This is a genomic window from Amycolatopsis coloradensis, assembly GCF_037997115.1.
GTDB classification, from domain to species: Bacteria; Actinomycetota; Actinomycetes; order Mycobacteriales; family Pseudonocardiaceae; genus Amycolatopsis; species Amycolatopsis coloradensis_A.
Genome location: NZ_CP150484.1, coordinates 7,663,338 through 7,685,339, shown reverse-complemented (window position 1 = coordinate 7,685,339; position 22,002 = coordinate 7,663,338). Strand labels below are relative to the sequence as shown.

Genomic DNA, 22,002 nt, shown 5'->3' with positions numbered 1-22,002 from the left:
AGGAAGGGGCCTTCATGTACTCAAGGGACGTAAGTCTGTAGTGGCGTCAGGTTCCCAATGCGACATTGGGAACCTGGCCGGCTCTTGATTCGCCACTGGTGCCCCTGGGGCAGCCAGATACGCAGAGATCTCAGCTGCCGTGTCGCGTAAGCATGTCGGGTGACTCGTTCGCGCTCCCGATGTGGCATCGGAGTCGTTGAGTGTCCCCAATGCCACATCGGGACGCCGGGCCTGTGAACTCAGCTCCCTGCGAGCATTCCATGCCGAGCACATGCCGCTTGGGATCCCCGGGGCAAAGGCCCTGACAGTCCATCGCGCAACCTGGCCATGCTCTTGGCGAATTTTCTCGAGCAAAGGCGAAAATGTTGCCCTGAAGGGAATCCAGGAGCGAAATTCGCCATCGAAGGACCTTTCGCGGCCGGTCCGGCACCCGGGGTCGCGAGTTTTTGTCGGTGACCCGGTGCACAGTGCCGGTCATCGGATTCGACGACTGGAGGAGTGCCGATGTGCTGGCATTGCGACAACCCCGGGAAGACCCGCGACGACTACCTCGTCGAGGAGGTCCGTCCGCTGATCCGGAAGTACGGCTGGATGGTGCAGACGGTCGAGCGCGGAAGTGTCCACCCGGGCTTCGCGTACACGGTCGGGCTCACCGACGCCGGGCTGCCCGAACTCGTCGTCACCGGCTTGAGAGAACGAAGATCCGGCCAGCTGCTGAACTATTTCGCCCAGCAGGTGGTCAGATCGGGGCCGCCGGAGGCGGGTGAGGTGCTGCCCGCCGCAGTGGGATGGCCGTCGTTCGAGATCGTTCCGCTCAGTTCGCCGCCGGCACATCTGCTCACCGCCGTTCTCCTGTACGGCGAAGAATTCCGTGCGCTGCAACTGGTCTACGAGGACGAGCACGGCAAGTGGCCATGGGACAGGGATTTCCGCGGCGGGACGGGCGGTCAGCCAGTGCTGGGGGTGCGGGGCCGTGGCTGAATCCCTAAGGCACCGTGGGAGCTTCGCCTTCCCGCAGGCTGGTTCCCGGGGCGAGCCGTTGGACGGCGTCCTCCATGTGCGCTTCCAGCAGCGACAGCGCGGTCTCTTCGTCGCCGGCCCGCAGGGCTTCGATGATCCTGGTGTGCTCGGTGACCCGTTCCTCGACCTGCTGATAGGTCGCCTGCAGCGCGGTGAGGCACATCCGGGTCTCGATCAGCAGGGTCCGGGCCATGCGCACGAGCCGTTTGCTGCCGGAAGCGGCGATCAGCGCCTCGTGGAAACGGAGGTCCGCCCAGGAGAGCGCGGTCGGGTCGTCGTCGTCCGCGGCGGTGGCCATGGCGCGTACGGCCTCTTCGAGCTCGGTGGCGACCCGTTCACGGTCCCCGCGCAGCGCTCGCAGCATCGCGGCGCGCTCGATGGCCGAGCGCGCCGAGTAGATGTCGTAGACGTCGCCGGGCTCGAGGTCGATCACGAACAGGCCGCGGTGGCGCTCGCTGCGCAGGAGCCCTTCGGAAACAAGGTGCTGCATCGCCTCGCGCAGCGGCCCCCGCGAAACCTGGAACCGGGAGGCCAGATCCGTTTCACCGAGCTGGGTGCCGGGAGGAAGGGCGCCTGTCATGATCGCGTCCCGCAACTGCCGCGCGATGATCCCGGCGGTCGACTCCCGGCTGACCGGCTCGATATCCGGCAAGGACATGGTTCAGTTGCCCCTCTTTCCGAACAGCGCGCCCAAGGTGCGGACGAGCGGGGACTTCCCGGTGAGCCGCAGACCTTCCCAGACGGTGACCTGATTGGCGGTCAGCACCGGCTTGCCGAGCCTGGTTTCGAGCGTGTTGATCTCACCGAGCGTCCGCATGGCGGTGTCGGGGACGAGCAGCGCGTCGGCGGCCGGGTGGTCCCGGCTCACCGCGAGCTCGACGACGGCTTCCGGACTGAGTTCGCCGACCTCGGCCGCGGTGTCGATGTCCGCGCTGCCCATCGACACCACTTCGACCCCGCCCGTGCCGAGGAACTCGACGAACAGCCGGGCGACGTCGTCCGGATAGCTGGCGGCGACCGCGACCCGCCGGACGCCGAGGGCCCTCGCGGCGTTGACGAAGGCGAAGGAGGTGCTCGACGCCGGGACACCGGCGACGGCGGCCAGCCGGTCGGCCTGTTCGCGGGCGCCATCCCAGCCGTAGACGAAGCTGCCGCTGGTGCACGCCCACACCACCGCGTCGGGTTCGTGTTTGGCCAGGAGCGCGGCGCCGTCGGCGAGCCGGCCTTCGCTGCCGAGGTCCAAGAGCTCCGGCACGGCGTGCAGATCGGTTCCGTAGATGTGCTCGACCGGCAGCTTGATCCCGGCCATGTCCCCGCCGAGGAGCTGTTCCGCGAGCGGGTAGTCGTCTTCGGCCGCGTGATCGGGGTAGATGAACCCGATGGTGGTCGTCTCGGACGGCGGCTCGGGCGGGGCGAACGGCGTGATGGGCACGGAACCTCCGGAGGGCAGATTGTCGACAATCGTAGGCGAAGAGGTCAGTCGACCTCCCGGAGCCACTCGCCGGGCCCGACGATCGGCAGGTTCATCCGCCGGAGGCAGGCCCACATGGTGAGCTGATTCGCGGTGAGGACCGGTTTGCCGAGCGCGCTTTCGAGTGGCTCGATCAGATCGTAGGTGGGGAGGTTGGTGCAGCTGACGAAGATGGCTTCGGCGTCGGCGTGGTCGGCGGCGAGGATGCGTTCGGCGATGGTCCGGTAGCTGACCTTCCAGATGCCGCCACCCAGGCCGAGATGGTCGCTCGAGACGGTGCGGACCCCGAGTTCGGACAGGAAGTCGTGCAGCTTCCCGGTCAGGTCGCCGTCGTAGGGCGTGAGCACCGAGACCCGGTGGAGGTCGAGCTGGTGCAGGACCTCCGCCAGCGCTCCGGACGTGGTGACGGCGTCCGTCGCGCCCGCGTCGCAGATCGCCTTGGTCAGCGAGCGTTCGTAGTCCACACCGTTGACGAAACTGCCGGAGGTGCACAGATAGGCGACGACTTCGGGCTCGACGTGGAGCACGTCCCGCGTGGCGGCGGCGAGATGCCTGCTGTCGCTGACGAGCTGGGCCATCTCCATGCTGACGGGCACGGGCTCGTACGGCGTCCGTGCCAGATGGAGGGAGACCTCCATGGGCACCCAGCGCCACAGCTCACGTTCCAGGGCCAGGTCGAAGGGGGCGATCACGCCTATGCCGCGCTGCGCCAACGGGCCTTCGAACTCCAGTAAGTCGAAATCCAAGTCTCAGCCTCCGGAAACGTCTGCTGTCACAGTCCGGTGCTCCGGGGGTCGTTCCTCGGATTGTTGACAATCATACGAGTCACTTTTACGGTGTCAACGTGATCGCCTCGGAGACCCCTGTGCTGGCGGTGCTCTGCGGAGACACGCGCCCACCGGACATGCGCGCTATCGAAGACCGAGCGGTGGTTCGTTACACCGGCGAGGCCGGGTTGGCCGACGCGTTGTCCGGCGCCGACGCGTTCTTCGTCTACGACTTCCTTTCGACCGCGGTTCCGGGTGCCTGGCACGCGGCCGACAAGCTGCGCTGGCTGCATATCGCCAGCGCGGGCGTCGACCCCGTCCTCTTCCCGGCGCTGCAGGCGAGCGACGTCGTGCTCACCAACTCCCGAGGGGTTTTCGACGGGGCCATAGCCGAGTACGTCCTCGGAGTCGTCCTCGCGTTCGCCAAGGATTTCGTCCGCTCGTGGGACCTGCAGCGGCAGAAGCAGTGGAAGCACCGGGAGAGTGAACGGATCTCCGGCCGCCAGGTCCTCGTGGTCGGAACCGGGCCGATCGGCCGGTCGATCGCGCGGATGCTGCGGGCGGCCGGGATGTCGGTGGCGGGCGTCGGACGCCGTCCTCGTGAGGGCGATGCCGACTTCGGGGACGTGTACGCGTCTTCGGACCTCGCCCGTCATCTTCCCGGGGCGGACTACGTCGTCGCGGTCGCGCCACTGACCGAGCAGACGAAGGGCATGTTCGACGCCGAGACCTTCGCCGCGATGAAACCGGGAGCGCGGTTCGTCAACGTCGGCCGCGGCGAGCTGGTCGTCACTTCGGACCTGATCGGCGCACTGCGGGACGGGCGGCTCGGCGGCGCGGCGCTCGACGTCTTCGACACCGAGCCGCTGCCGTCCGACAGTCCTTTGTGGACTATGGAGAACGTTCTGATCTCGCCGCATATGTCGGGCGACTTCGTCGGCTGGCGTAATACTCTGGTAGAGGTGTTCGCGGACAACTTCCGTCGCTGGCGCGCGGGGGAGCCACTGCGCAACGTCGTGGACAAGCGGCTCGGGTACGTGCCGTCGGAGACGCTTCGCCAAGGTTAGGGGCCGGATTGAACGACACCAAGTTGACCGCGAGCGAGCTCGTCGCCGCGTACGCCACCGGAGAGCTGTCGCCGGTCGAGGCCACTCAGAACGCGTTGCGTGTCATCGAAGAACGCGACGGCGAGACCAACGCTTTCTGCCTGGTCGACGCCGACGGCGCGCTCGAACAGGCGAAGGCGGCCGAGATCCGCTGGCGGGACGGCAATCCGATCGGCTGGCTCGACGGTGTCCCGGCCTCGATCAAGGACATGTTCCTGACCCAGGGCTGGCCGACGCTGCGCGGTTCGCGGTGCATCGACCCCGAACAGCCGTGGGACGTCGACAGCCCGGTCACCGCGCGGCTGCGTGAGAACGGCTTGGTACTGCTGGGAAAGACCACGACGCCGGAACTGGCGTGGAAGGGCGTCACCGACAACACGCTGACCGGGATCACCCGCAACCCGATCGACCCGTCGACGACGGCGGGAGGGTCCAGCGGGGGCAGTGCCGCGGCCGTCGCGGCGGGGATGGGTGAGCTCTCCGTCGGCACCGATGGCGGCGGCTCGATCCGGATCCCGGCTTCGTTCTGCGGAATCGTCGGGCTCAAACCGACACACGGCCGGATCCCGCTGTTCCCGGCGAGCCCGTTCGGCCCGCTCTCGCACGCCGGACCGATGGCGCGTTCGGTCGACGACACGGCGCTGCTCCTCGACGTCCTCGCCCTGCCCGATCATCGAGACCCGGCCGCGCTCGCCCCGCCGGTTTCGACCTATCGCGAGGCCGTCCGCCGGGACGTGCGCGGGCTGATCGCCGCCTACTCGCCGACGCTCGGCTACGTCGACGTCGACCCGGAGGTCGCGGAGATCGTCAAGTCGGCGGTCCGGTCGCTGGGCGACGCGGGCCTGCACATCGAAGAGACCGATCCCGGTTTCACCGACCCCAAACCGGCCTTCGACATCCTGTGGTCGACAGGGGCGGCCAAGTGGCTGGACACCTTCCCCGCCGGTTCGGAGACGAAGGTCGATCCCGGCCTGCGGAAGGTGTGGGAACTCGGCAAGACCTTCTCGGCGAGCGACTACCTCGGCGCCAACGCCGAGCGGGCCGCGCTGGGCATCCTGATGGGCGAGTTCCACACGCGCTACGACGTGCTGATCACGCCGACCCTCCCGATTCCCGCCTTCGAAGCCGGGCACGAGGTCCCCCCGGGCAGCGGGCTGAGCGGCTGGCCGGACTGGACGCCGTTCACCTACCCGTTCAACATGACCCAGCAGCCCGCGATCAGCGTGCCGGCGGGCCGCACCTCCAGCGGTCTCCCTGTCGGCCTGCAGATCGTCGGCCCGCGGCACTCCGACGACCTGGTGCTCGCGGTCGCGAAGCTCCTCGAGGAGGTCCGTCCCTGGCCGTGACCTGCGGAAAGGGAGCAAGGGACCTTTGCTGCCACTTGGGCGTCAGGGCTGGGTGGCGTGCGACTTCCGGACGAGCCCGCGCACCTGGCCGCTGCACAGCGCGAGACCGGTGGCGGCCACGACCAGCGCGGCGCACGCGAGCAGAGTCGTGCTGACCCCGAAGTGCTGCGCGGCGGGCCCGGCCGCCATCTGCCCGAGGGGCAGGGCGATGAAGGAACCGAGCATGTCGTAGGAGTAGACGCGCGCGAGTTTGTCCTCGGGCACGTTCTCCTGCAGCGAGACGTCCCACGCGACCACGAACTGCTCGATCGCCAGCCCGGAGACGAACATGGCCGCCAGCAGCAGCGGAAGCAAGGGTGCCTGGCCGAGCAGGATCAGTGGTGGCGCTTCGAAGAGGATCACCGCGACGCCGACGAACAGCGCGCGCCGCGGCTGCCATCGGGCCACGAGGATCCCGCCGACGAGCGAGCCGATCGTCTGCGCGGCGAGGGCGAATCCCCAGCCGGAGCGCCCGAAGGTGCTGTCGGCGACGACGGGGCCGAGCACCGCGATCCCGCCGGCGATGACGGCGTTCACCACCATGAACTGCACGACCACCACCCACACCCAGGTGCGCGACCGGAACTCGTGCCAGCCTTCGACGAGTTCCGCCAGCGGACGGCTGCCGGGGACCCGTTCCCGGCGGCTGAGGCGGATGCACCGGTAGGACAGGGCGGAGCCCAGGAACAGCAGCGCGTTCCCGGCGAGCGCCCAGCCGGGGCCGACCGCGGTGACCAGGATGCCGCCGAGCCCGGCGCCGGCGATCCGGCCGGAGTTCGACAGCAATCTGGCCAGCGCGTTGGCCTGCGCGAGGAGGATGGCGGGCACCGTCAGCGGGGTGAGCGACGCCGACGCGGGGGCGGAGATCGCGGCCACCGCGCCGTTGACCACGCTCAGGCCGACCAGCAGGGGGATCGACGCGAATCCACAAAGGACACTCGCCGCGATGACCGCCTGGGTCAGGGTGGCGGCGACTTCGGTGCCTTGCAGGATCACCGACCGCGGTAGCCGGTCGGCCAGCACGCCGCCGAACAGCAGCAAGACGACGCTCGCCACGGACCGCGCGCCGACGACGATGCCGATGTCGACGGCCGAACCGGTCAGGTCGATCACCGCGAAGGCGAGCGCGAGCGGGGCGACGGCGTTGCCGAACTCCCCGAACGTGCGGCCGGCGATCAGCCAGCGGAAGTTGTGCTGGCGCAGTGGTTCGCGCAGGGACGTCACCGTCGCCTCATTTCGAACAGTGAGACCGTCGCGCTGACCGGGATCGTGCCCCGGGTCCGGGGCGGCTTCGCGGCGGAGTGCAGAAGGTCGCTCAGTTCGCGAGCGTGTTCGAGTGCCTTCTCCCAGGTCTCGCGGTCGACCCACATCTCCGCGTCGCTCGTCGACCCCTGCTTGCCGGGAACACGGAATTCGCTGCGGCGCTTGAGTTCTTCGGCCATCGTCGCGATGAGAAGCTGTTCTTCCCGCGGATTCGCCGACGTGAACCGCGATCCGGACTCCGGATCGTGCCGGTAGCGTTTCGCCAGACCGCCCCGGATCCGCACCTCCTCGGCGACGTCCAGGAGGCCGGCCTCGTGCAACCGCCGCAGGTGATAGCTGACATTCGCTTGTGTCTCACCGAGTTCGCGGGCGGCTTCGGCCGCGCTCATCGCGACACCGGTCAAAAGCGACAGAATGCGCAGCCGCACGGGATGGGCGAGGACACGCAAGCCGTCGAGGCCGGGGGACTCGGACATGGGACGAGTATCGACTGCCGGGACGCGAACCGTCAAACAGTTATTTGGGGGTCTCGTTGGCCGGGAGATCCGGTGCGGTGATCCGACGTCTGTGCTCTGCTGGAGACATGCGTACGACGACATTGGGCAGGAGCGGTCTCGAGGTGTCGAGGATCGCTTTCGGCACCTGGCAACTCGGCGGGGACTGGGGTTCGTTCGACGAGGACGCGGCGATCGCGGCGATCCACCACGCCCGCGAACTCGGGGTGAACTTCTTCGACACCGCGCAGGCCTACGGTTTTGGGAAGTCCGAAGCGATGCTGGGAAAGGCGCTGCGTGAGGAACTCAAGCGCGACCGCGACAACCTCGTCATCGCCACGAAGGGCGGTATCAAGCCGCGTTCCGAACGGCCGCGTGACTCGCGGCGCGAGTGGCTGACGCAGGGCATCGAGGACAGCCTCCGCTTCCTCGACGTCGACCACATCGACCTCTACCAGATCCACTGGCCCGATCCCGACGCTCCCGCCGAGGAGACGGCGGGCATTCTGCAGGAGTTCGTCGACGCCGGGAAGATCCGGCACGTCGGTGTCTCGAACTACGACGCCGCGGGGCTGGCCGCCTTCGACAAGACCCGGCCCGTGGAAACCCTGCAGCCGCCGTATCACCTGTTCCGCCGCGACATCGAAACCGACCCTCTCCCGTACGCGCGCGAGAACGACATCGGCGTGCTCGTGTACAGCCCGCTGGGCAGCGGACTGCTTACCGGATCCTTCACGCCGGAGACGACGTTCGAGAAGACCGACTGGCGTTCACGGTCGTCGGCGTTCACCGGCGAGACCTTCCGGCGCAATCTCGCCGTCGTCGCCCGGCTCAAGGAATTCGCGGCGGACAAAGAAATCTCCGTCAGTCAGCTCGCGATCGCCTGGACGCTCGCCCAGCCGGGCGTGCACGTCGCGATCGTGGGCGCGCGGAAGGCGGCCAACATCGAGGCCAGTCTCGCCGCCGGCGGCATCGACCTGACCGTGGACGATCTCGCGGAGATCGATCGGCTCACCGCCGACGCCGTTTCCGTGTCCGGCGCGAGCCCCGAAGGGGTCGCCTAAAGCTTGAATTCGGTACCGTCCAGGGGAAGCGAGGCGCCGCCGTCCAGTACGGCGGCGTGTTCGGGCGACGCGGGATCGATCACCGGGTTCGTGTTGTTCAGGTGTGTGTACGCCCACCGCGGGCCGGGCCGGAGCTTCGCGAGACTGCCGGTGATCGGCAGATGCCCCATCGCCAGCTGGGCGCCGTCGCCGATCTCGGCCGCGGTGGCGCCCGACATCTCGTCCGGCGCGTAGAAGGTCCCGTCCAGCAGTACCAGCCCTGCATCGCGGGTGAAGTCGTCGAATCCGTCCGGCCAGCTCTTAAGGCAAGGCGCGTACACGAAAACGCCGCCGGTCACGACGTCTTCGATCCGATACGCCACCACCCAAGGACCGTCCTCGGTGGACGAACGCGCGTACTTCGGCCGCTTGTCGCTCACGGGAAGCATGCTCACCCGCAGCCCGTCGATGGCGACCCTCGACGACGGCAGCCAGTCCCAGCCTCCGTACCCGTCGATGATCGACCGCGCGGGGAAGTGCTCGGACAAGGCGCCGAGCACGGCGTCCGGTGCCCACACGGGCAGACCGCCCGCTTCCCGCAGGAGAAGCAAGCCGAGTGAATGATCGAGTTCGGCGTCGGTCAGCAGCACCCCGCGCAACGGGATCTCCCTCGGCCCCGGCCCGGCGCGCAGCGGTGGTGTGGCGAGGAGCTGCGCGCGGATGTCCGGCGAAACGTTGAGCAGGTACCAGCCTTCGCCGTCCGCGCTCACCGCCACACAGTCCTGTGTCCGCGGCGGCGCGTCCGAAACGCACAGCGCGCAGGCGCAGTTCCACTGCGGGAATCCTCCGCCCGCCGCGGTGCCGAGCAGGATCACCCTCATCGTGCCGCCCGCATCACGAGTTCGTCCGTTTTCGCCTGCGTGGCGAGGATGAGGTCGACGACCTCCCGATGCGGCGAACGCGAGCACACCGGATCGGTCGCCGAGGCGTCACCGGTGAGTTGGAACGCTTGGCACCGGCAGCCGCCGAAGTCGATCGCGCGCCGATCACAGGTGCGGCAGGTGTCGGGCATCCAGTCCTCGCCGCGATAGGCGTTGAAGGAAGCGGATTGGTACCAGATCCAGGCCAGCCGCTTGTCCCGCACGTTGTCGAATTCCAGCGTCTCGATCGCCGTCGACGCGGGGCACGGCAGCACGTTCCCGTCCGGCGCCACGGTCAATTGCCGCGCGCCCCAGCCGTACATGCACGGCTTCGGGTACTTCTCGTAGTAATCGGCGACGACATAGATGATCTCCATGCGGCCACGCAGCCGTTCGGTGGCCGCGCGCACGATCGGCTCGGCCTCCTCGAGTTGCCGCCGGGTCGGCATCAGGGCGTCGCGGTTGCGCAGAGCCCAGCCGTAGTACTGCGTGTTGGCCAGTTCGAGCCGGTCCGCGCCCATCTCCTCGGCGAGGCCGATGATCCCGGCGAGCTGATCGTGGTTCTGCCGGTGCAGGACGACGTTCACCGAAAGTGGCAGCCCGGCCTTCCTGATCAGTTCGGCGGAGACCAGCTTCCGGTCGTGTGCCCGTGCTCCGGCGAGCCGGTCCGCACGGTCGGCGGTCGCGCCTTGGACGGACAGCTGGACATGCGCGATGCCACGCTTGGCGAGATCGTCCAATCTGGACTCCGTCAGCCCGAGCCCGGACGTCACCAGGTTGACGTAGCACCCCAGTTTCGTGGCGTGTTCGACCAGGATGGGCAGATCCGGTCTGGCGAGCGGCTCACCGCCGGACATGTGCACCTGGAGCACGCCGAGTTCCCGCGCCTGGGTGAGCACGGAAAGCCATTCCTCCGTGGACAGTTCGCCGTCGCGGGCGATCAGCTCGACCGGATTCGAGCAATACGGGCAGTGGAGCGGGCAGCGGTGGGTCAGCTCGGCCAGCAAGCCCAGTGGCGGCTGCGCGGTTTTCAGGTCCATTCGACGATCCGCCGTTCTCCCAGCCGGGACAGGACGTCCAGGATCTCTTCCTCGCGCACACCGGTGTAGCGTTCGCGCAACGCCGAAGCGATGCCCGCGACATCCGCGACGCCGTCGCAGAGGGAAAGCACGGCCGCGGCGGTCGGATTCGGGACGAGCACACCTTCGGGGAACAGCAGGACGTGTGTTTCCCTGGTCTGGTCATAGCTCAGCCGGACTCCGCGCCGCAGCCGCGGCACCGAGCCCGGTTCGAGAGTGGTCATCACTACTCCTTGGCGGCCGCGTGCTCGATGGCGTCGAGCATCGACCAGAGCACGTCGGTCTTGAACGACAGCGCGGCGATCGCCTTGTCCTGCTGCTCGCGGGTGACGGCGTGCCGGACGACGATGTCGAGCGTCCCCTTGCCCTCACCGGAGACCTTGTCGATGCGATTGGTGAAATAGGCGAGGTCCTCCGGCGCGATCCACGAATAGTGCGCCAGCATGTCGGCGACCCGCCGCTGCATGAGATGGCCGGCGAACATTTCGGTCAGCCCCGAGGCGACCGCTTCGAGCCAAGGTCTCGTGCGGGCGAAATTCACGTAGGCATCGACGGCGAACCGGACGCCGGGGGCAACGTGCCGCTGATCGAGAACCTCTTCGCGGTCGAGCCCGACCGCGGCACACAAACGGAGCCATCGCTCGATTCCGCCGTCGCCGGCCTTCGCCCCGTCGTGGTAGACGATGCGGTCGAGCCATTCCCGGCGGATCTCCGGCAACGGGCAGTTGCTGATGATCGCCGCGTCCTTCTGCGGGAGAACGCACTGGTAGTACCAGCGGTTCGCGGCCCAGATCTTCAGCTCGTGCTCGGACAGGCCGCCGTCGTGCATCCGCACGTGGAACGGGTGGGTGCCCCAGTAGCGGTGCGAAAGCCCGCGCAACGCCGCGATGAACTCCGACGACGACATGAGGGACACCGTGCTGCCTCCGGGTGCTCGCTGATCGGGACGGCGGCGGTGGTGGGGGACGGCCCCCACCACCGGATGCGATTTCAGTCCTCCATGCGGGCCGCGTAAGCGGTGACCTCCATGGGGGTTTCGTACTCGACGAAGTCGGGGGTGGTCCATACCTCGATCATTTCTGCTCCTAACGTCCACATGGGATCGAACAGGGCCGAGCCACCGTCACCCTAGAAGCGCGTCGCCGATTCTGACCAGACGTAAGAGCCGACTTCCGGCGGCATTTTGTAAAGTTTCCTACCTATGGCCGATCGGGCTGGGCCGGTCGTCACGCTCGGCGCATACAACGGTTAACGACCGGTGCCGCCGATAGCCCGTCCAGTGGTGTCCGTTTCGTCCCGTGGTGTGTTTCTATCCAACTCGACGGGTGCGCCCCGACCACCCGCCTACCGCCGCCATCCGAGCTCCAGGGGTGTAGCTGAAGGAGGCGTCCCATGTCCTTACGTCGTACTCTCGCCGCCGCGTTCGCCGCGGCGACGGCCGTGTCGATCGCGGCCGTCCCGGCCACAGCCGCCGAAGCGCCGTCGATCCAGGCGATCAGACAGCTCGCGAGCGGCCTCAACCAGGCCTGGTCGATCGACTTCCTGCCCGACGGCACCGGCGTCTTCACGCAGAAGGACGCCAGGACGATCAGCAAGATCGACAAGGCGGGCAAGGTCACCACGGTCCAGACCGTCCCCGGGGTGAGCGTCACCGCGGAGGCCGGTCTGCTCGGCATCGCCGTCTCGCCGAATTACGCCACCGACCAGACGGTCTTCATCTACTACACGACCAGTTCCGACAACCGGATCGCCAAGCTGAAGCTGGGCCAGACGCCGACGCCGATCGTCACCGGCATCCCGCGTGGTTCGCAGTATCACCACGGCGGGCGGATCAGGTTCGGCCCGGACGGCTACCTCTACGCGGGTACCGGCGACGGCCAGAACGGCGCCAACGCGCAGAACAAGAACTCCCTCGGCGGCAAGGTCCTGCGTGTCACCACGGACGGGGCGGCCGCGCCGGGCAACCCGTTCAACAGCCGCGTCTACTCCTACGGCCACCGCAACGTCCAGGGTCTGACCTGGGCGAACGGGCAGCTGTACGTCTCCGACATCGGCGCGAACAAGCTCGACGAACTGAACAAGATCGAACCGGGCAAGAACTACGGCTGGCCGACGTGCGAAGGCCCGTGCAACACGGCGGGGATGACCAACCCGGTCAAGTCCTGGCCGACGTCCTCGGCGACGCCGAGCGGGCTCGCGGCCTACAAGGGTTCGCTGTACATGGCGTCGCTCAAGGGCGGCACGTACAAGCTCGACCTGAACGGCAACGGCGGCAAGCTCTGGACCAACCTCGGCCGCACGCGTGACGCGGTCGCCGGACCGGACGGGCAGCTGTACACGATCACGCCGGGCGGTCTGTACGTCTCCGACGGCAGCTGACACGCCCGCCATCAGGGCTGCGGCTCCCCGGCCACACTCGCCGCGCCACGGTCACGAGACGCGGACCAGCCTCCGAAGATCTTGAACCGGATCCATTCGTTCAGCGGCGGCTGCGCCAAGTTGGTGAACCAGGTGTGGTGATCGCGATGGTTACTGACCGTGCCCACCAGCACGTGGCGGCCCCCGCCGCCTCTGGCCTTCCTGAAGGCGGGGCCACCGCTGTCCTCCGGGCGCACACCGGTCCCCGGGCGGGGTGCGTCGGCGCAGAACCATTGCGGGCCAGGCTTGGCGCACCGGTAGGTCGCGGTGAAAGGCAACTCGTGGGCATGCTCCGGCCGCTGATGACCGGTACTGCCGTAGCCGGCGACCGTGAGCTTCATGCCGGGCCAGGTCGGATAGAAGTCGCCGGGGGCGATGAGCTTGATCGGCGTGGTCCGCACCGGATGCTCGAGCGTCACCACCGCGACGTCGGCGGTACGGGCATCACCCGCACCCCACGGGTGGCGTTCCGCGCGGACCACCTTGACCGTGTAGGCCCGGGTCTCGGTGCGAAAGTAGGCGAACATGCCCTCGGGCTTGTCGGGCTTCTTGGCGAAGCAATGCGCTGCCGACACGACGTGCCGGGGCGACACCAGCGAACCCGAGCAGTAGCCCTCCGCCGGGTTCCCGACCCTCACCAGCCATGGATAGGTGCCAGGGGGCACCTCGGCGCCACCCTCGATCGCGCAGGCGGTGCCCCCGAGCACCATCGCCAGTCCGACGGCCATTGCCAGACTGGCGAACGCGCGAAACCGGCCGAACATCGCATCATCTCCTAAGATCCACCGGGCTCGGATCGCCCGGGACTGAAAGCAAGTTCACGATAGGTGGGGCCGGCTCTCAGCGGCGCCGTGTACTGCCTATGGCACGAGCCCGCCTTCGTCGATCAACACGATCCGATCCGCCTTCGCGGTGAGTGACGGCGAGGGCGGTCCCCAAGGTGCGGAGTGCTCCTCGCGCACGGTCTCGCCGAACAGCGGTTCTTCTTGCGGCACGTAGGTAATTCGCCGACGAAGCCCGTCACGGTTCAGGTCGCGCGCATCGACCGTATCGAGCAGAATCCACGGGTGGCTCCGCCGGATACCCCGGCAGTCGATTGGCACTGCAAGGCGTCATCGACGTCCTCCGCCCGGCAGGCACCCGAGCTCACTCGGCGCTGTCCGGTCAGGTGGCCTTCCCGGCACCATCAATTCATCCAATGTGGACAGATAAGGTGAGAGAACCTGCTTGGTCGCGCCAAAGGTGACGGCGCGAGGCATTCCTGGCATGCGGCGGTTCGGATGTCACGTCGATAGCATGACGGTCCTGGACAAGCGGCCGCAAGGAGCCAGCGGCATGGCTCCGCGACTTCATGGCGGCTCTCTTGCGGCACAGGGCAATGTGAAGACGTCACAGCTCGGTGCGCGTCGCGGGCACGCGTGATCTCGAACCTGGCGGGACGCTACCGCCGGCTATCGCACCGGAACGGCGGCCAGGTGCCGACCCGACGACGGTGTTGTAAAGTCCCTAATGCGTGGCGACGAGCTTGTCGCCGGACAGTCCGACGATGGTGTCCATCTCGAAGGGAAACACCACGATCGTGCCCGGCGCCAGCAGCGCGGCGGAGATGAGCAGTGGAAGCCATCGGAGGCCAAGCCGGGGTATGAAGGCGGCCGCCCGCACTCCACCTCGTCCGGCACCACGCGGTGATGCGCAGCTGTCCGGATATCGCGAAGACCAGTGTCACCAACCGCGACTTGTAGCCCGGTGAGCACGGCGAACACCGCGGCGGCGGTCAGGCAGGTGACCTGGAAGGCAAGGCCGGTCAACGCGAGCCCGATGACGGGTCCGAGCAGGATGCCGGTTTGGTAGAAGACGTTGAACAATGCGAACGCTTCCACGCGGCGTTCTCCGGCGTCCTGTGCCACGTAGGCGCGTACGGCCGGATTGAACAACGCCCCGGCGAAACCGGTTGCGGCGGACGCCATCAGCAGTGCCGGGACGGAGTGGCGAGGCCGAGCAGTGCGAACCCGCCGGTGCGCAGGGCACAGCCGGCGACGATGAGGGGCTTGTAGCCGAAGCGGTCGGCGAGTGTTCCGCCGATGAGGAACATGCCCTGCTGGGAGAAGTTCCGGACGCCGAGGATCAGGCCGGCGGTCCAGTCCGCCAGTTCGAGGTCGCCGGACAGGCGCGCGGCGAGGTAGGGCATCAGCATGTAGAAGCCGGCGTTGATGGTGAACTGGTTCAGCAGCAGTCGGACCGGGTGGTCGAAGGAGCGGAACCGGGTCAGGATCTGCTTCACGGGAGAATCCTCATCCGCGGTCGCATGATTTCCGTTGCCTGGATCGGGTCGACGACGTTGCCGCAGCGGGTCCAGCGCGAGACGATCCGGTCGGCGGAGCGGGCGATGGTGTCCGGTGTGGACGGTGGTGACACGGTGAGCAGATCGTGGTGGGCGCAGTAATCGTCGTTGTAGACGGTGTCGAAGTACCGGTGCGGTCCATCCGGGAACACCGCGGCGATCCTGGTGTCGAGGTCGCAGGTTCGGGCCGCCCAGCCGGCGACAAGCGCGACTGCTCCCGTGCTCCATCCGCCGCTGGCGTGGTGTGTGGTCGCGAGTGCCCGGCAGGCCCATACCGCTTCGGCGGGAGCGACCCAGTGGACCTCGTCGAAGGCGGCGTAGTCGACGTTGCGGGGGTAGATGCTGGACCCGAGTCCGCGCATCAAGCGACTTTGGGCAGGCTGGCCGAAGATCGTGGACCCGATGGTATCGACGCCGATCAGGGTCAGGTGGGGGAAGAACTCCCGCAGTACCTGAGAGATGCCGGCCGAGTGGCCCCCGGTGCCTACTGAACACACGAGGATGTCGACGCGGCCGAGTTGGGAAACCAGTTCCAGCGCCAAGGGAGCGTAGGCCGTGATGTTGTCGGGATTGTGGTATTGGTCCGGGCAATAGGCGTCAGGGGTCGCGTCGAGGATTTCCTGAACGCGTTCGCGGCGGGCTTGTTGCCAGCCGCCGCTGGGGTCGGGTTCGGACACGGTCTCCACGCGGGCGCCGTAGGCGGTCAGCATGCGGTGGATGTTCGGCTCCAGCTCGGGATCGGTCACCAGCGTCACCGGGTGCCGGTGCACGGTGCCCGCGAGGGCGAGCCCGAGGCCGAAGGAGCCGCTGGTGGACTCGACGATCCTGGCGCCGGGGCGCAGCTCACCGCGCTCCTTGGCTGCGGCGATCATGTGCAGAGCGGGGCGGTCTTTCACGCCACCGGGGTTGAATCCTTCGAGTTTGGCCCAGAATCCGCGCCCGGGCGGGGCGAAGGGCTGATCTATCCAGAGCACCGGGGTGTTGCCCGCGGTGGTGGCGGGATTGTGGCAGCGCGGCGCGCTGCTGATCAGTTGTGCTGTAGAGGACCGAGACGAGCTCACGACTGCGTTGTTCGACAGGATGGAGGGCATCGAGTTCTCACTTCACGCGGACGCCGGGAATACGGCGCAAGAATTCTGACTTGTGGTCTGGGGGATGAGACCGATCAGATCCGCGTGACGCAGAGTTGCAGGAGAACGAGCCGTCCGGAGCGGCCGAGATCTCTGTCCACGCGCCATCGGAGTGAACCGGTCGCGCCATGGCCGTCCGCCATGATGACGAGTGTGGCGACCGCCGCCAGCAGCATGGTAAGCCAGGCGAAACCATTCGCCGTACGTGTCGCCGCGCAGAACATTTCACCTGCACCGTGGCAGGTGTGGTGATGGTCCGGTGTATCACCGTCCCGCGAGGACACGTGGACGGTCTCGGTATCGGCTGCGGAGGTTGTCGCTTGTTCCGCCGTTTCGTTGTGGTGGTGGGAATGCGACATTCCGCAGGGAGTCAGGTACAGGAAGACGAAAGACAGCAGCACGGTGACCGCAAGCGCGACCCGCCAACGAGTGCGACGTGAAATGACCGATGTGCTTCTCACAGGCACGGGAACGTAGCAGCGATGATCTTGCGGTCACCATCCGGCGGATGGATGACTGCCGGATGGCGGTACCTTGCTCTGCTTGGCGTTCGGTAGGAAATCGCTCGCGCCGAAAGGAACCGGATCGCGAGGTTACCTTCGGAATCCGATGGCCACGTCAGGAAGTGCTTCGGCGAGCTGGTCGACCTGGCCGGCAGTAGCCCGCGGCCGTTCCGCCTTGGGGACGGTGAAGACGCGGGTGTCTGTCCATTAAGTACTGGGCGATGGCCTCGTTGTCGTCCTTGGTGGTGCGGCCCTTGACGCGGAACGCGGTGATGGCTCCGTACAGGGCTGGATCTTCCGGGATGAGGATCTTGATGTCGTCGAGATGGCGGACTTGGTGGACCCAGCGGTCGCGCGGGTAACGCAGGCGGGCCTGTTCGTTGGCGAAGCCGATGGCCTCGTGGAGGCCGAGGGCGGCCGGCAGGGTGAGCAGTGGGGCGATGTCCATGGTTCCGGAGTGGACGCGGGAACGGATGTCGTCCGGAGGAAGCTTTCGTCGCGATAGCAAGGATCGATGTCGGACAGCCGGTCGGCGCCACCTGTCCCCAGAACTCGGCGTTGGCAGGCCGCCCCGACAGGACGCCCGCGCCCGCGGCGAGTGCCAGGCTGGTGAGGGCTTGACGTCGGTCAAGGTTGATCGCGCCTCCTCCGGAGGCCGGAACGTAACAGCCGCGATCCGGTAGCGGCCATCCGGCGGGAGGCTGACGGGCCGAATGGCCTAAAGACGGGGCCAGTCGTGCCCGACGGAGACGGCGTGTTCGAGTTCGGCGAGCGCGGTGTCCAGGTGGGTCAGGATGCGCTGCAGATGTGGCACGCTCCGGCGGCAGCCGGTGACACCGAAGTCCAGGTTGTCCCCGTTGCTGGTCAGCGTGATGTTCAGCGCCTGCCCGTCCAGCAGCACCGACGCCGGGTAGATGCCGTCGAGCGCCGCGCCGTTCCAGTACATCTGCTTGCGCGGCCCCGGCACGTTGGAGATCACCAGGTTGAACGGCGGTTTCGTGTTGTTCACGAAGCCGGGGATCGGCGACACGCCGAGCTGGGCCACGTTGATCCCCGACAGCAGCAGCGTCTGCAGCGGGGTCAGCTCCGAGAAGAGCTTCTTCCCGTTCCGCATGGACGCGTTGATCGTCGCCAGCCGGGCGGCCGGATCGGTCAGATGGGTGGCGAGGTTGCACAGCAGCGCGCCGATGTTGTTCCCCGCCGCGTCACCGCTGTCCTTGCGCCGCAAGGAAACCGGGACCATCGCGGTCAGTGGCGCGTCGGGGAGCGCGTTCTGCTCCATCAGGTAGTCCCGCAGCGCGCCCGAGCACATCGCGAGGACGACGTCGTTGCGTGACACTCCGGCGGCGGTCGCCACCTTGCGCACCCGGTCCAGCGACCACGACTGCGCGGCGAAGCGGCGGGCCCCGCCGATCGGCACGTTCAGCATCGTCTTCGGCGCCTGCGACGGCAGCGTGAGCGTGTGCTCCTGGAACGCCTCCCGCGCCACCTTCATCGCGGCGGGCGCGATGCCGGCGAGCTGGTTGACCGTCTTGCCGAAGGTGCTGAACACCGAGGGCGACGCCTTGCCGTTGCGGCCGCCGTCCGGTTTGGCGCGGCGCCCCCACGGCGGCGGGCAGTCGAGGTCGAACGGGTCGTCCGACAGCGTGCCCTGGAGGTGCCGCAGTGCCGAGACGCCGTCCATCAGCGCGTGGTGGATCTTGCTGTAGATCGCGAACCGGCCGTCCTGGAGACCCTCGACCAGGTGGATCTCCCACAGGGGGCGGTGCCGGTCGAGCAGGGTGCTGTGCCACCGTCCGGTGAGTTCCAGCAGTTCGCGGATCCGGCCGGGCCGGGGCAGCGCCGAATGGCGGAAGTGGTAGTCGAGTTCGAGATCGGTGTCGGTCGCCCAGGCGATATGCCCGGCGGTGTTGACCGGCCGGGCGGGACGGCGCCGGAACACCGAGCGCATGTTGTCGGACTCGAGCAGACTCTTGCGGACGTCACGCAGATAGTCGGGGCCGGCGCCCTCGGGTTTCTTGAACAGTTGCAGTCCGCCGACGTGCATCGGATGTTCGCGCGTTTCCACGAGAAGGAACATCGAGTCGGTCACGGGCATGAACGGCATCGTCGGACCACCTTCCGCGCGGCGGCGTGCGAACACGCCGGGTGCCAGAGTCTACGCACACCGAAACCACCATCTCACGCTTTAGGGTGGCTCACATGACGATCCCGACCGATCCGCAGACGGGTGAGTTCCGCCGGTCCGCCAACCATTTCGACGCTCGTGTCACCGCCGACGGCCGCGACGGCTGGCCGGTGGAGGCGGGGAGATACCGGCTGGTGGTCAGCCGGGCCTGTCCCTGGGCCGGCCGTGGCCTGGTCGTCCGGCGGTTGCTCGGCCTCGAGTCCGCGCTCAGCGTGGCCGTGGCCGACCCGATCCAGGACGAGAAGAGCTGGCGGTTCACCCTCGATCCCGGCGACCGGGATCCCGTGCTCGGCATCAAGTACCTGGCCGAGGCCTATCACGCGGCCGATCCGCACTACATGGGCGGGATCAGCGTTCCGGCCATTGTGGACATTCCGAGCAAACGGCTGGTGAGTAACGACTATCCGCAGATCACCCTCGATCTGTCCACCGAATGGACCAGCCTCCACCGGCCCGGCGCGCCCGACCTTTACCCAGAGCGACTTCGTGGCGAGATCGACGACGTCAACGCGGGGGTCTACGCCGACGTCAACGCCGCCGTGTACCAAGCCGGTTTCGCGACCAAGCAGGCCGCGTACGAGGACGCCTATACCCGTCTCTTCGCCATGCTGGACGCGCTTTCCGATCGGCTCGAAAAGCAGCGCTACCTCGTCGGTGACACGATCACCGAAGCGGACATCCGGTTGTTCACCACCCTCGTCCGCTTCGACGCCGTCTACCACGGGCACTTCAAATGCAACCGGGACAAACTGACCGAAATGCCGGTGCTGTGGGCCTACGCCCGCGACCTTTTCCAAACACCGGGCTTCGGTGACACCGTCGACTTCGACCACATCAAGCGGCACTACTACGCGGTGCACGAGCAGGTGAACCCGACCCGGATCGTCCCCTTGGGACCGGACCTGTCCGGCTGGACGACGCCGCACCACCGGGAGCAACTGGGCGGGCGCCCGTTCGGCGACGGCACGCCGCCGGGACCGCCGCCCGAGGACGAACGGATCGGGGACACGGATGGAGCCACTTCCTGAGCGCACCGACGTCGTCGTGATCGGCGGCGGCATCATCGGGGTCGGCTGCGCGTACCGGCTCGCCGCCGCCGGGGTCTCGGTCCTGCTGCTCGAACGCGACATCCTGGGCGCGGGCTCGACGGCGAAGGCGGCGGGCGGGATCCGGTCGTCGTTCACCACCCGGGTCAACATCGAGATCGGGCTGCGAGGGCTGGCCGAGTACGCCTCCTTCGCCGAGACGTACGGGACCGAGATCGACTTCCGCCGCGACGGCTACCTGTACCTGGTCACCGACCCCGCGGACCTGCCCGAATTCGAGCGCTGCGCCGAACTGCAGAACTCCTACGGTGTCCGCAGCCGCCTCATCGAGCCCGCCGAAGCGCGGCGGTTCTCCCCGCTGATCGACACCGAGGGTGTCGTCGCGGCACTGTGGTCGCCGGACGACGCCAAGGCGACCCCGGACTCCGCCGTCCAGGGCTACGCGCGGGCGGCCCGCGGGCACGGCGCGGTGCTCAGGACCGGCGTCGAGGTCGTCGGGATCGAACGCGACGGCGACGAGATCACCGGCGTCCGGACCGGCGATGGTTTCGTGCGGACGGAAGCCGTGGTCTGCGCGGCGGGCGCGTGGTCGGGCCGGATCGGCGAACTGGCCGGTGTCGACCTCCCGGTGCGGCCCTTTCGGCGGCAGGTCGTGTTCACCGGCCCGGTCGCGGATCTGCCCGGGTCCGTGCCGCTGACCATCGAGATGCCGTCCGCCTTCTATTTCCACCGTGAGGGCCCCGGCCTGGCGATGTCCTTCTGCGACGGTGACGGCGACCCCGGCTTCGACACCCGCTACCAGCCGGGCGACTGGCTGCCGGAACTCGCCGAGATCGCCGCGCGCCGGGTGCCCGCGGTGCTCGACGCGGGGATCCGCGGCGGCTGGGCCGGACTGTACGAGGTCACCCCCGACCGCAACCAGATCGTGGGGGAAAGCGTCCACCTGTCGAGGTTCTTCTACGCGACCGGCTTTTCGGGACACGGGTTCCAGATGGGCCCGGCCGTGGGGGAGCTCGTGCGGGACCTCTACCTGGGGCGGGTCCCGGCCATCGACATCACCGGGCTCGACGTCCGCCGGTTCGCCGGCGACCGGGCCGTGACGAGGGAGCACAACATTGTCTGAGTTCGTCGAAGTGACCACCGAGGCCGAGCTGCGCGAGATCCTGCCGCCGCCGCTGGAACGGACCGCGAACAAGGCGCGCCCGAAGCTGGACGAGCTGGACCGCCAGTGGCTCGCGGAGTCGCCGTTCGTGCTGATCGCGACGTCGGCGGCCGACGGCACCTGCGACGTCTCGCCGAAGGGCGACCCGGCCGGGTTCACGCTGGTGCTGGACGACACGCGGATCGCCATCCCGGAGCGGCCGGGCAACCGGCGTGCCGACGGGTTCCACAACGTGCTGTCGAATCCGCATGTCGGGCTGATCTACCTGATCCCTGGCCGCGGCGACACGCTGCGGATCAACGGCCGCGCGCGACTCGTGCGGGAGGCGCCGTTCTTCGACGACATGATCGTGAAGGGCAACCGGCCGAAGCTCGCGCTGGTCGTCGACATCGACGAGATCTTCCACCACTGCCAGAAGGCGTTCCTGCGGTCGAAGCTGTGGTCGCCGGAGAGCTGGACGCCCGGCGCGCTGCCGTCGCGGGCGGCGATCGCGAAGACCTTCGAGCGGCCGGAGGATTCCCTCGCCGACCTCGAGGCGTACTACGCCCCCGCCGCCTACTCGGCCGGCCTGTACTGAGCTCGTGGGTGGGGTCGGTGGTGGGGTGGAGGCTCCCTTCACCGCGTCTGATGCAGCGATGGGAACCTTCGGTCCTGGTCATGCGGGTC

General features: G+C 68.0%; 26 protein-coding genes and 1 pseudogene. 8 read left to right on the top strand and 19 right to left on the bottom strand.

Going from position 1 to position 22,002, the window contains the following annotated elements:
* The first annotated feature begins 504 nt into the window (after nt 1-504).
* The gene (locus LCL61_RS35865; protein WP_340683849.1) at nt 505-981 is read left to right on the top strand and encodes a DUF4262 domain-containing protein; all 477 of its coding nucleotides are present in this window, start codon (nt 505-507) and stop codon (nt 979-981) included.
* Nucleotides 982-985: 4 nt separating this feature from the next.
* Here the strand turns inward: LCL61_RS35865 and LCL61_RS35860 are convergent, their stop codons facing one another.
* The 3 genes from LCL61_RS35860 to LCL61_RS35850 are packed head-to-tail and all read right to left on the bottom strand — an operon-like array spanning nt 986 to nt 3,237.
* The gene (locus tag LCL61_RS35860; protein ID WP_340683848.1) at nt 986-1,678 is read right to left on the bottom strand and encodes a GntR family transcriptional regulator; all 693 of its coding nucleotides are present in this window, start codon (nt 1,676-1,678) and stop codon (nt 986-988) included.
* A gap of 3 nt (nt 1,679-1,681) precedes the next feature.
* Nucleotides 1,682-2,452 carry a maleate cis-trans isomerase gene (locus tag LCL61_RS35855; protein WP_340683847.1) on the bottom strand — a complete coding sequence of 257 codons (771 nt, stop codon included), beginning with the start codon at nt 2,450-2,452 and terminating at the stop codon, nt 1,682-1,684.
* A gap of 44 nt (nt 2,453-2,496) precedes the next feature.
* Complete coding sequence (locus LCL61_RS35850; RefSeq protein ID WP_340683846.1) at nt 2,497-3,237, bottom strand: Asp/Glu/hydantoin racemase; 741 nt, start codon at nt 3,235-3,237, stop codon at nt 2,497-2,499.
* Nucleotides 3,238-3,335: 98 nt separating this feature from the next.
* Between LCL61_RS35850 and LCL61_RS35845 the strand changes: the two genes are divergently transcribed.
* Nucleotides 3,336-4,325 (top strand): D-2-hydroxyacid dehydrogenase, encoded by a 990-nt coding sequence (locus tag LCL61_RS35845; protein ID WP_340683845.1) that lies wholly within the window; start codon nt 3,336-3,338, stop codon nt 4,323-4,325.
* Between the two features lie 8 nt (nt 4,326-4,333).
* Nucleotides 4,334-5,710, top strand: coding sequence for an amidase (locus tag LCL61_RS35840; RefSeq protein WP_340683844.1), 1,377 nt, complete (start codon nt 4,334-4,336; stop codon nt 5,708-5,710).
* A 42-nt stretch (nt 5,711-5,752) separates the two neighbouring features.
* Here the strand turns inward: LCL61_RS35840 and LCL61_RS35835 are convergent, their stop codons facing one another.
* Both LCL61_RS35835 and LCL61_RS35830 read right to left on the bottom strand, forming a co-directional pair.
* Nucleotides 5,753-6,973: an MFS transporter gene (locus LCL61_RS35835; RefSeq protein ID WP_340683843.1), complete on the bottom strand. Its 1,221-nt coding sequence runs from the start codon at nt 6,971-6,973 to the stop codon at nt 5,753-5,755.
* On the bottom strand, nt 6,970-7,488 hold the full coding sequence (locus LCL61_RS35830; protein ID WP_340683842.1) for a helix-turn-helix domain-containing protein: 519 nt from the start codon (nt 7,486-7,488) through the stop codon (nt 6,970-6,972). The genes LCL61_RS35835 and LCL61_RS35830 overlap by 4 nt, the downstream gene beginning before the upstream one ends.
* A gap of 107 nt (nt 7,489-7,595) precedes the next feature.
* Here LCL61_RS35830 and LCL61_RS35825 point away from each other — a divergent pair, with 107 nt between their 5' ends.
* On the top strand, nt 7,596-8,570 hold the full coding sequence (locus LCL61_RS35825) for an aldo/keto reductase (RefSeq protein ID WP_340683841.1): 975 nt from the start codon (nt 7,596-7,598) through the stop codon (nt 8,568-8,570).
* On the opposite strand, the gene pqqB is transcribed toward LCL61_RS35825, so the two are convergent.
* From pqqB to pqqA, 5 genes are all read right to left on the bottom strand, one after another.
* The gene (gene pqqB / locus LCL61_RS35820) at nt 8,567-9,430 is read right to left on the bottom strand and encodes a pyrroloquinoline quinone biosynthesis protein PqqB (RefSeq protein WP_340683840.1); all 864 of its coding nucleotides are present in this window, start codon (nt 9,428-9,430) and stop codon (nt 8,567-8,569) included. The genes LCL61_RS35825 and pqqB overlap by 4 nt on opposite strands.
* Nucleotides 9,427-10,509, bottom strand: coding sequence for a pyrroloquinoline quinone biosynthesis protein PqqE (gene pqqE / locus LCL61_RS35815; protein WP_340683839.1), 1,083 nt, complete (start codon nt 10,507-10,509; stop codon nt 9,427-9,429). The genes pqqB and pqqE overlap by 4 nt, the downstream gene beginning before the upstream one ends.
* Nucleotides 10,500-10,772, bottom strand: a complete 273-nt coding sequence (gene pqqD, locus LCL61_RS35810) for a pyrroloquinoline quinone biosynthesis peptide chaperone PqqD (RefSeq protein WP_340683838.1) — start codon at nt 10,770-10,772, stop codon at nt 10,500-10,502. The genes pqqE and pqqD overlap by 10 nt, the downstream gene beginning before the upstream one ends.
* A gap of 2 nt (nt 10,773-10,774) precedes the next feature.
* Entirely contained in the window at nt 10,775-11,455 is a 681-nt protein-coding gene (gene pqqC / locus LCL61_RS35805; RefSeq protein ID WP_340683837.1) for a pyrroloquinoline-quinone synthase PqqC, read from the bottom strand.
* 83 nt (nt 11,456-11,538) lie between these two features.
* Entirely contained in the window at nt 11,539-11,625 is an 87-nt protein-coding gene (gene pqqA / locus LCL61_RS35800; protein ID WP_125674335.1) for a pyrroloquinoline quinone precursor peptide PqqA, read from the bottom strand.
* 315 nt (nt 11,626-11,940) lie between these two features.
* On the opposite strand from pqqA, the gene LCL61_RS35795 reads away from it, so the two are divergent.
* On the top strand, nt 11,941-12,927 hold the full coding sequence (locus tag LCL61_RS35795; RefSeq protein WP_340683836.1) for a PQQ-dependent sugar dehydrogenase: 987 nt from the start codon (nt 11,941-11,943) through the stop codon (nt 12,925-12,927).
* An 11-nt stretch (nt 12,928-12,938) separates the two neighbouring features.
* On the opposite strand, the gene LCL61_RS35790 is transcribed toward LCL61_RS35795, so the two are convergent.
* The 9 genes and pseudogenes from LCL61_RS35790 to LCL61_RS35760 all read right to left on the bottom strand — a co-directional run bounded on the left by LCL61_RS35790 (nt 12,939) and on the right by LCL61_RS35760 (nt 19,047).
* Nucleotides 12,939-13,730, bottom strand: coding sequence for a S1 family peptidase (locus tag LCL61_RS35790; RefSeq protein WP_340683835.1), 792 nt, complete (start codon nt 13,728-13,730; stop codon nt 12,939-12,941).
* 96 nt (nt 13,731-13,826) lie between these two features.
* Nucleotides 13,827-13,961 carry a hypothetical protein gene (locus LCL61_RS35785; protein WP_340683834.1) on the bottom strand — a complete coding sequence of 45 codons (135 nt, stop codon included), beginning with the start codon at nt 13,959-13,961 and terminating at the stop codon, nt 13,827-13,829.
* Nucleotides 13,962-14,472: 511 nt separating this feature from the next.
* Nucleotides 14,473-14,628, bottom strand: coding sequence for a hypothetical protein (locus LCL61_RS42735; protein WP_425342091.1), 156 nt, complete (start codon nt 14,626-14,628; stop codon nt 14,473-14,475).
* Nucleotides 14,629-14,774: 146 nt separating this feature from the next.
* Nucleotides 14,775-14,933, bottom strand: a pseudogene (locus LCL61_RS42730) (MFS transporter); the annotation flags it as partial.
* Nucleotides 14,933-15,247 carry a hypothetical protein gene (locus LCL61_RS42725; RefSeq protein WP_425341955.1) on the bottom strand — a complete coding sequence of 105 codons (315 nt, stop codon included), beginning with the start codon at nt 15,245-15,247 and terminating at the stop codon, nt 14,933-14,935. The gene LCL61_RS42725 and the pseudogene LCL61_RS42730, both read right to left, overlap by 1 nt.
* Nucleotides 15,244-16,398, bottom strand: coding sequence for a PLP-dependent cysteine synthase family protein (locus LCL61_RS35775; protein ID WP_340683833.1), 1,155 nt, complete (start codon nt 16,396-16,398; stop codon nt 15,244-15,246). The genes LCL61_RS42725 and LCL61_RS35775 overlap by 4 nt, the downstream gene beginning before the upstream one ends.
* A gap of 74 nt (nt 16,399-16,472) precedes the next feature.
* Nucleotides 16,473-16,838 carry a hypothetical protein gene (locus LCL61_RS35770; RefSeq protein ID WP_340683832.1) on the bottom strand — a complete coding sequence of 122 codons (366 nt, stop codon included), beginning with the start codon at nt 16,836-16,838 and terminating at the stop codon, nt 16,473-16,475.
* A 217-nt stretch (nt 16,839-17,055) separates the two neighbouring features.
* Nucleotides 17,056-17,388 (bottom strand): hypothetical protein, encoded by a 333-nt coding sequence (locus LCL61_RS35765; protein WP_340683831.1) that lies wholly within the window; start codon nt 17,386-17,388, stop codon nt 17,056-17,058.
* Nucleotides 17,389-17,658: 270 nt separating this feature from the next.
* Nucleotides 17,659-19,047 (bottom strand): wax ester/triacylglycerol synthase family O-acyltransferase, encoded by a 1,389-nt coding sequence (locus LCL61_RS35760; protein ID WP_340683830.1) that lies wholly within the window; start codon nt 19,045-19,047, stop codon nt 17,659-17,661.
* A gap of 95 nt (nt 19,048-19,142) precedes the next feature.
* On the opposite strand from LCL61_RS35760, the gene LCL61_RS35755 reads away from it, so the two are divergent.
* Genes LCL61_RS35755 through LCL61_RS35745 form a run of 3 tightly spaced genes read left to right on the top strand, consistent with a single transcriptional unit; the run spans nt 19,143 to nt 21,913 of the window.
* Entirely contained in the window at nt 19,143-20,156 is a 1,014-nt protein-coding gene (locus LCL61_RS35755; protein WP_340683829.1) for a glutathione S-transferase family protein, read from the top strand.
* On the top strand, nt 20,140-21,297 hold the full coding sequence (locus tag LCL61_RS35750; RefSeq protein ID WP_340683828.1) for an FAD-binding oxidoreductase: 1,158 nt from the start codon (nt 20,140-20,142) through the stop codon (nt 21,295-21,297). Before LCL61_RS35755 ends, LCL61_RS35750 begins: the two co-directional genes overlap by 17 nt.
* On the top strand, nt 21,290-21,913 hold the full coding sequence (locus LCL61_RS35745; RefSeq protein WP_340683827.1) for an MSMEG_1061 family FMN-dependent PPOX-type flavoprotein: 624 nt from the start codon (nt 21,290-21,292) through the stop codon (nt 21,911-21,913). The genes LCL61_RS35750 and LCL61_RS35745 overlap by 8 nt, the downstream gene beginning before the upstream one ends.
* Nucleotides 21,914-22,002 lie beyond the last annotated feature (89 nt).